This is a genomic window from Thiothrix eikelboomii (assembly GCF_900167255.1).
GTDB classification, from domain to species: Bacteria; Pseudomonadota; Gammaproteobacteria; order Thiotrichales; family Thiotrichaceae; genus Thiolinea; species Thiolinea eikelboomii.
This window is the reverse complement of the sequence record NZ_FUYB01000016.1, coordinates 69,889-83,449: the sequence shown is the minus strand read 5'-3', so window position 1 is coordinate 83,449 and position 13,561 is coordinate 69,889. Positions and strand designations below refer to the sequence as shown.

Here is a 13,561-nt window from a genome sequence, read left to right as displayed (position 1 = left end):
TCATTTTATTTAAGCTCAGATAATAACATCCATCCATGCTGCTTAGATTTATAACCACTGTCATCTTCACCATTTTATTTTTATAAAGCAGGGGGCAAAATCCGTGCACCTTACTCTTTCTGACCTTGAAACAGCATGGCACTTAAAAGACCCTGCTTTAGTCGATTATATACTTGCCCTAGTCAATCAACCGGACGCTATTCCTGATCAGCCGATCCGTGCCGAAGCTCTCAGTTTCCAGAAATTTATTGTAACCCTGTCGAGCACTAGCTTTTTAGCTAAACCCGCTGAAGAACAAAAAGCATGGCGCATCGAGCAATTAGCTTTATTAGAAGCCCCTAATGCTGAGTTACCTTTAGCTGAGCGCTTAAATGTGCATAAAATTATTCTGTTCTTGTGGACTGATAATAGTCTCTATGCCCGTCAAGTTTTATTGGAACTGATTGCTAAACTCCCGTTAATTTATGGCCCTTGGCGGGCGCTCAAGCATATTTTTAAAGCAGCTGAAGCGAACAATGATTATCAACTATTAGGGGCAATTGCTGCCCGTTGTGATAGCACCGCGAAACCCGAATTTAGCCTTGCCACACTCTTGTACATGCGCCGTCGTGCTTGGCGTTATTTACGTAAGCTTGGGCAAACTTTGCCTGCCGTTTATCCAGAAGCGGCTACTCATTTCTTGGCGGCATATACAGATGATACGGATTGGCAGCAAACTTGGATAGCTAAGCATATTTTTTACCATGAAACTCAGGCTTATGGTTCGGCTAGTTTTGGCTATATCTCACCGAAAACCAATCGCTTAGATAAGCGTGCTTTTAAAGAAACTTGGCAGCGTGTTCCTGAGCCACTCTTTCGCTTATTAGGCATGGCAAAAGCTGAGTCGATTCGTCACTATGCCTGCACAGCCTTAAAGACGGATTTCAAACTCAAGTTGCGTGATGTCGAGGCGCAATGGCTGATTGATTTAGCTCATTTACCGGTGTCTAGCCCCTCAGTTGATAATTTCATGGTCTGGTTACTCCAAAATTCACCCAAACTGGAGCAACAACAATTCCGTGCCTTGGGTTTGCATAGTGTTGTTTTGAGTTTATTGGAGTCACAAGACAGCGAAGCATTGAATTACGCGATTCACTATGTAAAAGCCCATGCCCGCGATTTACCCCTAGATACATTATTACGCTTAGCCCTAAAAACTCAGCCTGAATTAATTCAATTAATTCGCCAACTGATTTCCGAGCGAGATGCACGCCGTGACATTGGCTTGGAGGCGTGGGGGCAATTATTGGCCTTGGATCATTATTATGAGTTTGCTGAGGCTCATTTACGGCAACAATTTGGGCGCAAAGAATTAACCCCCGCATGGTTTCAGTCACTCAGTTTAAGTTCAAATCTTGGGTTTAGATTTACTAAGCAATATTTATTAGAATTATATCCGCTCAAAACTTTAGGTAGTGCTTATTTTCAGGCAGTGTTAGAGCAATTAGATCCGAGTCATGCAGAGCATTATGCCTTGGCTGAGTTCGCGCTTGATCAGTTGGCGGCCTTAGATTTACAAGAACTATCACCGAATTTTCTTCAAACCGCGCTATTTAATCCCTTCTTGACTGGGCGCTTACGAACATGGCTACAAAACGATGTGCTGAAAGCCCGTCAATTGCCCCTCGATTTTTATCAAGCCTTGGCCTACGAAGCAGATTGGTATGCTCATCCCTTTATTCAAAGCTTGCGCCAAGCGCCTTGGCCTTGGGCGCAGAGTTTGCATTTTGATGCGCATTTAGCGGAGCAAGTACGCGGCTGGCTCGCGGATGTTCGGCGCTTTTCACCGGCAGATTTAGGCTTTGAGTGGTTGATGAGGCTAGTCAATCGTGAAGAGGCGGCTTATCACGATTTTGCTGTGAAATTAATGATTAAAGCCTTTACCCCAGCTGATTTCGCGCCCAAACCAGCCGCTGCAACAACAGCCACCACTTCAGTTACCACCGCGACCGAGAAAACGATTGATTTACAGAGTAAGACTTTCTTATTCACTGGCAAACTTAGCACCATGACTCGGGGCGAAGCAGAGACGAAAGTCACGGCGGCTAAGGGTAAAAATGCAGGTAGTGTGACTGCCAAGCTCGATTATTTAGTGATTGGTGACGAAGGTTCGCCCCTGTACGGCAATGGTCGCAAAGGCAGCAAACAAGTGAGCGCAGAAAAGCTCATTGCGGCTGGGGCAAGCATTAAAATCATTTCTGAGACGGCTTTCTTACAAATGCTTGTGGGAGAGCAGCGCGAATTCTCAGCTGATGCGGTGCTCGCAGGTTGTCAAACCTTATGGGCGATGGCTGTGGATAAGCCTGACACGCCGATGAGCCAATTTGCGATTCAATATCTGCGCTATCACCATCCTGATTTATGTTTGAAACTGACCGATAGACCCGTCGACCCGGGTGCTGAAATTCCAGCAAGCTTTGCCAGTTTTGCTCAGTTTAAGCCTTTGTTTAATCATGCCTATCCGGCACTACGCCAGCTGGCCTTGGATTATGCCCAATACGAGTTTGCCGTATGGTCACCGAAAGTGGCCGATTTATTGGCTTTGACTGAATCCAAATATGGTGATGTACGTGAGTTCGTTAGGAAGGCACTCACGGAAGAGGCGAGCATGGAAAATCGGCGTTATCGCTTGGATGCCAGCCAATTACCCGCTGGCGATGTGTATAGCTTTTGTGAGGCACGCTCAGCAGCGACCCGTCAATTGGGGATGCAACTGATTCAGCAGCATGAAAAATTTCAGTTACCTGAAGCCCTCTTCCAACTGACCGAAAGCCCAGATCGAGAATTACGCAGCTGGGTGGTGCGGATATTATGGTCATTATATCGTCGTTATGCCACGACGGCTCATTGGAAACCTAGCCTACCGGTGCTGGCGAATTTAAGTACCCGTGATCAAGCTAAACGCGCAGAGGCTTTGAAAAATCTCGGTACGGGCTTACCGAAGCGACCGGAGCATTTACCTGCAGATAAACCTGCCTTACAACAATTATTACGTCGCTGGTTGTATGAACTACCGCCCGGACGGACTCGGGCTGAGCCTGTAACTACACGCCTCAAACCCTTATCTGCCAGCCAAGCTAAAAAAGCTTTGATTGAAACCTTCCGTGATCTGGGGTTAGAAGATGCTGAGTTTGCACACTTGGTGCTCCCACTGTTGCAGCAGTTCACACGCTCAACTGGCCGTATGGAGCAAGCAGCTTGCTTAGTGGCTGTGACCCGCTTGCACGCTGCTCACCCTGCTCTTGCGATATAAGGAAGCACTATGATTCATCTACTTCACGCTTATCGTGGTCAAATTCAGGGTTTATTGAGTCAAGGCGCACACAGCATTTTTGTCACTCAGCATCCTGAAAACCAAGCGACGGAACTCTATCGGTTAAACACCAGTACGGAAAACACCCAACTACAATGCGAGTTATTACCCTGCAGTGCAACGGCTTTAGTTGGCAATACCGAACAGCTTTGGCTCTCAGGTACGGATGGCAAACTTTATAGTAGTGCTTTTAAAGAAGGCAAAGTTCAACCCGTCGGTACGGTCGATTTTAGTGCGAGCAGCGTCTTAGGGTTAGGCTTATTAGCGCACCAGCGCTTGGCGGTGTTACAAGCCAAACAACTTAGCATTCTTGATTTAACCACTCAGCAGCTGACCCAATGCTTTGAGCTGACCGAGGCTGCGACCACGCTGGCAACGAGTCTCGATGGTTTATCTTTGGTGCTTGGTTTTCGTAATGGGCATATTGCTGTTTATCACGCCGAAACCACTAATGACTTAAGCTTAGCGAGCGAAGGTGCAGTGCATCAAGGTCAAGTGACAGCCCTGTTATTTGCCACGAATAACTTACAGTTCTATTCCGCCGGAGCAGATAAAAAGTTATTTCTCACGCATGCATATGGGCGTTTACAACCCGTCGATAAAGGTAAAACTAACCATCATGAAGCCCCCATTACCGCCCTATTACTGGGTAAAGAGCGACTTTTCACCGGGGCAGCTGATAAAAGTCTGAAAGCGTGGGCGTATAGTGGTGGGCAGCCAACTACCTTAAAACAAGGTTTGGCTAATATTGCCTTTCTAGGTTTGATCGACTATTTGGCTAAGCCAGCCTTATTGGTTGCTGGTACGGATGCTTCTTTGCGGGTTGTGAGTTTAACCGAGGAAGAAAAGCTTGGCGAAATCAAACTCGTGATTCATGACGGCTATGCTTTAGCCAAAGAACTGGCTTCACGAAGCGATCCGCAAGAGCGTGAACAAGCGTTAAATTTGTTAGCAGAATACAATGATAAACCTGCCTTTGATTTATTAGATAACCAGCTTAAGCAAGAACAAGATCGTAGCCTACGCGAGCAACTGATTAAATTAGTTGCCAAGTCCAAACATCCTCGTGCTTTGAGTTTATTAGCAACGGCCACCCAAGACACACGCCATGACACCGTGCGCCAACAAGCGTTTAAAGCTTGGGTCAGTCAGCTTGCAATAGATGATCTACAGCCTTATGAACGCGCACTCGCTACCCGTCAACTGGATATTGGCAAGCAAGCTTTAACTGCATTAGCAACCCTTGCCAAAGATCAGCCTCGTGCTGAGCAAATACTAGTACAAGCACTCAGCCATCCAAAGGCGAGTTTGCGTTTATATGCTTTGAGCTTATTAGAAGCTATTTATGGTTTGTCACCAAAAGCTTCTTTGCAAGCACTCAAGGTCGCCCATCCCGATTTGCAAAGTGCTGCTTTAATTCGTTTATATCAGCGCCAACTGTTGCAGGATTTGGAGGTGCAACGTGCCTTATTGCTCGCTCAGGCCGACCAAGATGCCAAGCTCCGTCACACTGCATTTTTAGTGGCGATTTTAAGCCAAACCCAACTGACCCAAGTTTTGAAGGCGCTTGAACCTGATTTAGCCCGACAATTGCAAGAATTAGAGGATTTTGAATTACTTAGCACCCACCCCGCTAAACCGGTCAAGACTCACAAAACAACTCAAAAAGAGGCTGCAAAACTCATTAAGTCACTGGAGTTTGCTGATTATAATGTCTTGCTACAAGGCATGAGTAACCGTCATGCAGATATTAGCTTCTTAGCAGCCTTTGCCTTAGCGGTACTGCAAGACCAACGTGCTTTCGGAATGTTGCTAGTCTTAAGCCAAGCCTCCAGCGTGGCAATTCGCGCCGGGGTCGGGCGGGCTTTTGCTTGGTTAAATCAAGCAGACAGTATCCCCAGTTTAGAAATTCTCCTGAATGATCCAGCGCCAGAAGTCAGGGATGCCGCCTTTACGGCTTTACAAAAACTACAAGCCAATGCGCTCTTAACTGTTGAACGTGGTTTTGCCTCCCAACATCAAGATATTCATGCCCGTAGTTTAAAAAGCCTGCTGGATAATTTGGTTGAGTCTGAGCCTGCTCTGTCTTTATTACCAATCGCTTTAAATGATCCTTTTGAGCCTATTCGCCAAGAAACATTTAAGGCTTGTTTAAATCGACAATTAGGCGGCTCGATGCTCCCGACCCTGCGCTTATTACTCAACAGCCGCTATGAAAATCTGCATCGTGAAGTTTTAAATGAGCTAATGGCAACCAGCCGTGTACTACCTGTGGTCGCTTGGGTTGAGCAATTGTTAGTAGAGCTATTGAATGATAGTTTTGCGAGCGTGCGGACTGAGGCCTTGTGCTTTGCCCTAACTGAAAAGAAACGCTTTGATCGACAACTTGTCTTAGCGAGAGCGGTCAGTAGTCAGTTTTTGGATGTGCAAAGAGCGGCCTTAGATTATATCCAGAATCACCCTAGCCAAGCCAACCAAGCCCATTTACCGACTTTATTAAAGAGTGAGCATGAGCACCTGCGGAATTTAGCCATCCAATTATTGGTCGACGCTGACCAACGAACGGCTTTATTACCTGCCTTAAGCAGTCCGTATGATGAGGTACAAGTCACCGCTGCGCATGCGTTAGCCAAATGGGGCGAGCCAGCCGCATTGACGACTTTGGAAGCTTTGCTAGCACGCCCTGAACCGACGCTCAAACCCGCAAAAGATCATTGGTTGCGCACGACTGCACAGGCTTTGTCGGGCCTTGGCTTGACCGCTGCTCCATCTGCATTTCCGACGATCCAGCGCTATTTACAAGCACCATATCCCGCTTTGGTAACGGCAGCGGCTAAAGCTTTACCGGATGTGGCCAGTATCGACCAGTTGCCTAGCTTGTTAGCATGGCAAGCCGATGAGCGCCCAGTGGTACGTGCTCATGCCGGATTGGCCTTAGCCCTATTAGGTCAGCCACAGGCCAAAGCCGTCTTGGCAGACCGCCAACTCATTGAGCAACAATTAAATGTATCGCAACGCTTAGCCGCCCAATTAGCATTAGAAACGGCGACACCACTCAATCTGCAACGATTTTTACAAGAGTCGTCTAGCCTGATTCCTGCGGTGTTGGCGTTGGCGAGTCATGAGTTTTTATTGTATAGTGCCGAGCCGATCTTAAGTACTTGGGCTTTGAGTATAAATCAGCCCGATTTACAGCAATTCTGTGCTGATCTACTCGTGCGCTATAGCGATGAAGCAGCGCGTTGGGGCTATTTAGAGCAATGGCTCAAGCAGCAACAAGGTAGGGATAGCAAAGATCAGGACAAGTGCTGGCCGTTTGATAGGGCTAACTTGGAACAAATCGCGACCGTTTTGGTTTATGGTAGTGGGCAGTTAAAAGCTTATTTGCTAGCTCTATTAGTGCGCTTGCCGGCTGGCATGACAGGTCAAGCATGGCAATTGGAATACGCAGCTTTCACTCAGCGTTTTGCCACTCAAATTAAACACGCTACAACCAACAGCCTAACTCTAGCTGCCGCTAAGCCACTACAAAGCGTCTGGAATCAACGTGCCTTCGGTGCTTATTTAGGCTTGCTACGTCAAGACTATCCACCCGCAATCCGTCATGATGTCTTAAGTTTACGCTTAAAAGCACTCCGCAGTTTGCAAGACTTAGCACAGCGCGATACAAGTTTACAGGCTAGTGTGGTCAGTAGCTTCCTTACCCTGCTGAATCATGAGCAGATTGAGCTACGCTTATTTGCTTTTGAGACGCTGCAAACCATGAAGGTGGATTGGGCTTTGCTCGGTCATACCGCCACCACTTCGCCACGTGCTGATATAGCGCGCAAGGGGTTAGAGCTATTAATCAAGCATTATCCCCGCCCACAAGCCCAGCAGTTATTACAAACCTTTATCGGTAGCAATCACGAACTGCTCGCTCCTGAGGCATGGAAACTATACAGCACGGATCTTGGGTTAGTGAAAGCAGCCCCTGATGCCCTGCAATCTAATTTTACGAGCTTGCGAGTGCAGATAGTACAGGAGCTAGCTGCACACTATACCGAGGCAGCTGTACCCGCTTTATTGGTCGAGGCCAGCATGAATAGCCTGATGGCCGTGGCGTTGCAAGCCGCCGAAACCTTGGCACAACATAATCATCCACAAGCTTTAAAGGCTTTAATCAGTTTATTTAATCGGGGTACAGAAACCCAAAAGGCGGCAGTCTTAACGGCTATGCGTGGACTGCCGAGTGCTGAACCTGCACACTGGCTGCTCAATTATCTGAATACTGAATACCTCGCTAAGGAATTAATCAATCTAAGCTATGAAGTCATTGCCAGCCAACGCCCTATCACCCTATTCAAGCCACTCTTGCAGCGCTTGGAGCAACAGCCTAAACAAGCCAAAGCACTGATCAAGGCACTGACAAGGATTACAGGTTTCGATCAGCGCATTGAAGATTATCAAGATGAAGCTGCCGATCAAACCTGGTTAGCCCAACAGTTTCCACGCCATGAAGACTTGCTTATTCAATTATTCAATCATTTGATTCGACTGAATTATTTACAGGAGGCTAGCGAGTTAGCGGATGCACTGGGTTGGGTACAAAGCAAAGCGGCAGATCAAGCGTTGGCAAACGCTTTACCTGTGCTGGATACGGGGCAATTAAAGCCTATTTTACAAGCGATGTCCTATCGGGCTTGGAAGCGTGCAGGGCAAGTCAATGGCTTACTGACCATGCTGGCGCATAAAGATTTAGATCTGCAGTTTTTAGCCGCTGAAGGCTTGGCGAATAGTGGACATCAGCAGGGTTTTAGTATTCTGATGGCTGCTTTGGATTATCAGAAAAATGATGCCTTCCGCCAACGAGCGACCTTAGCCTTAGGCAAATCCGGTGATGAGCGTGCTTTAGATAAATTAATGCAGCTGGCTGAAGATAAGGAGCATTACCTCCATGAAGTGGCACTTGAAGCGATGGGTCACTTGGGTCAAGGTGAGCGAGGCGAGCATATTTTTAAACAAATTAAAACCCGCTTATTGAATGCCGAGTATTTCTCTGAGCTAAACAAGCATGCTTTAAATGGTTTGCGCTGGCTAAATACTCAAGCCGCTTGGGCTTTAGTACAGGCCTATGCTGCCGATAACAGCCACTCTATTGCTGATCGTGTCCATGCCATCTACTTGCTGCAATATCGTGATACTGAAACGACTCGTGAGTTTTTGCTAAAAATACTGCGTGAAGAGGCCAGTGAGCCAGAGCGGGTTGCCGAAGCCTTGAATACGGCGAATCGCTTGTGGAAAGTGCAGGCAAATACCGCAAGTGCTGTGGATTATGCTTTATTGCAAGGCCATTTCCCTGAGCTTGATCCTAAGTTAGTCGCTCGAGTGATTAAGACCGCCCCCACCGCTCAATTATTGGAGTTAATCGGGGCGGATTATCCGCATCAAGCCACCGATCAACCTAAGATCCTCGCTCAAATAGGACAGGGTTTGCTGAATCGCTCTGATTATTCAGTCGAGGCCTTACCCGCGTTACTCGCAGCGAATAAACCTGAGGTCGTCGAGTTAATCGCACGCCTCATTGGGCGTAGGGCGCAGCTATCGCCCTCGTTAGCTAGGAGCTTAGAGCAGGCGTTAGATACTTATTTTACCCGCTGGCAAAGCGCCTATCAGCGCCTTGAGCAGAAGCCAACTGAGAGTGAGCGCCAACAAACTGAACAGGCTTTAGCTAAAACGCTAGCACAATTATTATGGACTTTGGTGCAGCACCATTTACACCCTGCCCGTTTATTACAATTACTGACGACCGAAAATAAAGCTGAGCGTGGTTTCCAGATACAGATTCTGACCGCTTTATTAGCAGTCGCTAAGCTCAGTGAACAACCCGTGCTAGGAGCACTCGTGAGTTTACAAAGCTCAGCTGTGTTACAAGTCAGTCGTTTAGCTAATCAATTGCTTGCAAAACATCAACCTAAAGCCGAACTTGATTGGCAACGCTTAATCACTCAACCCGAAACCTTATTGCAAGATAGGTTTACCCAAGCTTTATCGGCAGCAGCGGCCAGCCCTGCACACCAAGCTCAAGTCTTACCTTTATTGATTGCCAAACAAGCAGTCACCCGCCTTGCGCAGATTGCTAATGATCCACAGCAACAAGAAGCTTTGCGGTTAGGCGCGATTGAGGGATTGGCACGGATGAGCACCCCAAACGCCGAAGTGGCTTTACAACAGATTAAAACAGCGGCTAAGGATGAGGATATTAGCAAGGCAGCTTATCGTGCTTTACGTCGCTGGCAACGCAGCCAAGCCAAAGCCTCCACGGGAGTATCTGCATGAATACTGAGAATCAAGCCCGAGCCACTGCAAGCTTTACTCTGCGCTATCAGCAGCCCAGCGATTTTCATGCAGATGCCGTGCAGCTCTTGACACATTTAGAGCGTGATGAGGTGCAATTTGCGGGCAAAGTTAAACAGCCATTGGCCTTCCGCGAGGGTTTGGCGACTTTGTTTGCGATTGTTAGCAGTGATTATCGTTATATACCTAAAGACCGTACTGCTTATCTTGCTTTTATGCAAATGCGCCGCAGCGCTCGGCATCAAGGCTTAGCTAAAGCTTATCGAGCCTACTTTGATTGGCTATTACGCAATGACCCACAAGCTTGGCTGATGCTTGACCCGATTATTAGCGTGCACCCAGACGGCCTTTTTCTAGAAGTATTTAGCAAAGATGAAGCTTGTTATGCCGCGTTAGCCTTGGATCAAGATTTGTTTGAAACCCAAGGCAAGCTTCAATTCGGTACCACTCATATCGACTTTAGCCCAGAGCTTGCACAAGGCCTTGAGCAAATTCGCAGTTTCCGCAGTACCCATTTTGCGGTCGGCAAAACAGCAGTGAATTTCCAAACTGAAACAGCGCCGGCCTTGCCTGATACTGAAATTATCGAAAAACGTATTCAAGTACCACAAACTTGGATTCGAGGCTTATTGCAAGTGCAATCGGCTGCACAATTGCCAGCTGACATTTTCCATCTTAAACCGATTGATCTTTATAACGCGCTGCGTTATTTGCGCTTGCATGCCGATGTCAAAGGTAAAAAACGCGGTTTGCGCATTGAATTAGTCCCCAATCAGCCGCCACGTTTGATCTTAGAACCCACTGATCAAGTGATTGAAGGGAGTGCCGAGCCGTATCAAGGTCAGCAAGCGAAACTGATTCGTTTGTGGGGTAGACGGCGTTTAAGCTTATTAAAACGCTTTTTACCTTTTGCTGAAACCATTGAAGTACAGGTCTTGGGGCATGGTTTGCCGAGTTTCTGGATTTTGGGTGGTTCAGGGATGAGTTTGACTTTAGCTATCACGGGTTTTACTAGCAGTAATTGGTCACAAGCTTTGAATTTTGACTTACTCCTGCCGCGCCGGAGTGAAACTTTGGCTGAGTTAACAACCGTCGTGGCTGCCTTACAAAAAGTCTATGTCGCCACCTTAGAAGAGTTAGTCGTCACCACGCAGTTAAGTGAGCTGGTGTGTCGTACCGCACTGCAACAAGCGAGCCAGCAAGGTTTAGTCATCTATGATTTAGCGCATGATGTGTATCGCTATCGCCCGCTGACTCAAGAACCCTTGGATATGAGCCATTTCCAATTTCGCCACCCCGCTGAGAAATTAGCCTATGACTTGGTAGCACGGCAACAAGCCATCAGTCAATTGCAGCTCAATCTGCTGCCACTGGAGGGGATAGAAATTTCTGCCACTATCACTGTCAAAGAAGATAAGCGCGACTATCTGGCTAAACTGAAGCTCACCGAAGAAGGGCAAATCAGTAAAGCGTCTTGTTCTTGCCATCAAATCATGACCCAAGGTTTGAGCCACGGTGCTTGTAGCCATTTATTGGCTTTGCGTATTGCCTATGCCGCCCAGCAAGCCAAACGTGATCTGAGCATGATTACGCAGGAAACACGGCTATTTACTCGCCGCCATCAACAGCAGCGAGAGCAAATTCAAGTAACTTTAAATCATCAACGCTTATTGATTAGCCGCGAGCTTAATCAGCACATCAAACCACAACAATTCGCTTTCAATTCTGTGCAAGAAGCGCGGCAGGCGTATTTGGGCAAAATCGCACAATTGGAACTGAGTGGCTTTATTGAGGGCTAAGAGTATGAGTGAACACAAAGCAAACCGTTATGAACAAATTTGGCAAGCGATTGAACAGGCTGGCAGCGTCAATGCTTATGTGCGTGAACAACTGCAGCAGCATGGCTTTTTAGTTACTCGCCGCCCGACTGATGAGATGAGCAAGGCGGAACTCGAAAAATACCGCCAAGCACTGAAAAAAGAAGCAGCTGAACAAAATCGCCTCCGTCAACAAGCATGGCAAGCGTATCAGGCTAAGCATATCGTGCATTTAGGTGAGGGGATCTATTGGACGGATGATAGTAGTGAAGATCAATGGGATGCACCCAATGCCAATCAGCGTTTGCTGGAGAATCAATTACCTGCAATTACCCAAGTGGCACAATTATGCCAAGCCCTACAGCTTTCCGTGAGTGAATTGCGCTGGTTGTGTTATCAGCGTGAAGTTAGTACCCATAGCCATTATACCCGTTTTGAAATTCCGAAACGCAGTGGGGGTATACGGGCGATTTGGGCGCCTTTGCCGAAATTGAAACAAGCACAGCATTGGATTTTGCATGAGATCCTTGAGCGTTTAGTCGTACATGGCTCAGCGCACGGTTTTATCACAGGGCGTTCAATTGCCACCAATGCCGCTGAACACGGTGATAGCCAAGTGCTGGTGAAACTTGATATTGAAAATTTTTTCCCGACTATTAGTTGGAGGCGAGTGAAAGGAGTGTTTCGCAAAGCTGGCTACCCTGAGCAAATTGCCACCCTGTTAGCACTATTATGTACGGAATCACCGCGCCAACTCGTTGAGCATGAAGGTAAGTCGGTCTATGTCGCCCTCGCTGAGCGTTGTTTGCCACAAGGTGCACCGACTAGCCCTGCCTTAACCAATGCTTTGTGCTTGCGTTTAGATAGACGCTTAACAGGTTTTGCACACAAAGCGGGCTGGCGTTATACCCGCTATGCCGATGACCTGAGTTTTAGCTTACCTGCAACCAACCAAGCACCACCTGAGCTAAGCCGCTTGTTAGGAACGGTTAAACGGGTGTTAGGTGAGGAGGGTTTTGCCTTGAATCTAAGCAAAACTCGGGTCATTCGCCCCGCTGAGGTGCAAACAGTAACGGGGTTAGTGGTGAATGGTGCACAGCCACCTCGAGTAAAGCGCAGTCTAAAGCGCCAAATGCGAGCGGCTGTCCATAATTTAAATCAAGGTAAAGCGTTGCCTGCAGGAGAAAGCCTGTCACGTTTAAAAGGATATGCAGCCTATATTGCGATGACTGATCGGGATTTAGGATTTGATTTATTAAACCAATTACAGCCAGTTGGGGAAATATGATTTATGTCTATATAGGTATTTCTTATATAATTGCTTGAAATTTAAGATTTAATTCTAAAATTTAATAGTAGTTTTTAGATTTACAATTCCTTTACAAATCTTTTCTTCGTTTTTAGTGCAATCTCGAAAAAAATAACTACAATCCTTCGTTGTGCAAAGACTAAGCACGCTGTGTCCATCATTTCTGAGTGTCTTGTAAATGATGGGCTTATCTATTCTTAGAGGAATCTCAATGATGAAATCATTAAGTACTGTGATCGGTGCTGCTTTATTAGCCTTAAGTTTATCGGCTGTTGCTGAAGATGCTAAACCAGCGGCTCCAGCTGCCGCTCCGGTTGAAATGGGTACTGAGGCTGAAGCTCAAGACATGAGCGAAAAAGCAGCTAAATTAGTGGATGAAAAAGGCGAAGCAGCCTTTGAAACCTTCAAAGCCAAAGATGGCGGTTTCCAAGCAAAAGACTTGTATGTCTTCTGTATGGATGAAGCAGGCAAAATGTTATCACATGCGCTCAAGCAAGAGTTAGTCGGCACAGATATGCTGGGCTTCGACAAATACGGTGATAAGCCATTCGAAAAAATGGTTGAAGTATCTAAAAGCGCAGAAGGCAAAGGTTGGGTTGATTACAAATGGCCTTTACCAGGTGGCACTGATCCACAAGACAAGAAAAGCTACATCATTAAAAACTCTAAAGGTTTCTTCTGTGGTGTTGGCGTTTACGTAAAGAAATAAGCTTCGGTGCATGGTAGCGGGTTGTAGGCTTGACTTAC

Annotated in this window: 5 protein-coding genes; all 5 read left to right on the top strand. The window is 46.9% G+C overall.

The annotated features are described in order from the left end of the window. Positions 1 to 103: 103 nt before the first annotated feature. The 5 genes from B5D50_RS14375 (at position 104) to B5D50_RS14355 (ending at position 13,523) form a co-directional block, all read left to right on the top strand. Positions 104 to 3,292 carry a BRCT domain-containing protein gene (locus B5D50_RS14375; protein ID WP_078923345.1) on the top strand — a complete coding sequence of 1,063 codons (3,189 nt, stop codon included), beginning with the start codon at positions 104 to 106 and terminating at the stop codon, positions 3,290 to 3,292. 9 nt (positions 3,293 to 3,301) lie between these two features. Then, positions 3,302 to 9,670 (top strand): HEAT repeat domain-containing protein, encoded by a 6,369-nt coding sequence (locus tag B5D50_RS14370; protein WP_078923344.1) that lies wholly within the window; start codon positions 3,302 to 3,304, stop codon positions 9,668 to 9,670. Next, the gene (locus B5D50_RS14365; RefSeq protein ID WP_078923343.1) at positions 9,667 to 11,487 is read left to right on the top strand and encodes a hypothetical protein; all 1,821 of its coding nucleotides are present in this window, start codon (positions 9,667 to 9,669) and stop codon (positions 11,485 to 11,487) included. Before B5D50_RS14370 ends, B5D50_RS14365 begins: the two co-directional genes overlap by 4 nt. A 4-nt stretch (positions 11,488 to 11,491) precedes the next feature. Beyond that, entirely contained in the window at positions 11,492 to 12,793 is a 1,302-nt protein-coding gene (locus B5D50_RS14360; protein WP_078923342.1) for a reverse transcriptase family protein, read from the top strand. A 232-nt stretch (positions 12,794 to 13,025) separates the two neighbouring features. Then, complete coding sequence (locus B5D50_RS14355) at positions 13,026 to 13,523, top strand: cache domain-containing protein (RefSeq protein WP_234975889.1); 498 nt, start codon at positions 13,026 to 13,028, stop codon at positions 13,521 to 13,523. Positions 13,524 to 13,561: the final 38 nt, after the last annotated feature.

Coding starts and splice junctions, on each gene's coding strand:
- B5D50_RS14370 (WP_078923344.1), top strand. CDS start 3,302: ATGATTCATCTACTTCACGCTTATCGTGGTCAAATTCAGGGTTTATTG.
- B5D50_RS14365 (WP_078923343.1), top strand. CDS start 9,667: ATGAATACTGAGAATCAAGCCCGAGCCACTGCAAGCTTTACTCTGCGC.
- B5D50_RS14360 (WP_078923342.1), top strand. CDS start 11,492: ATGAGTGAACACAAAGCAAACCGTTATGAACAAATTTGGCAAGCGATT.
- B5D50_RS14355 (WP_234975889.1), top strand. CDS start 13,026: ATGATGAAATCATTAAGTACTGTGATCGGTGCTGCTTTATTAGCCTTA.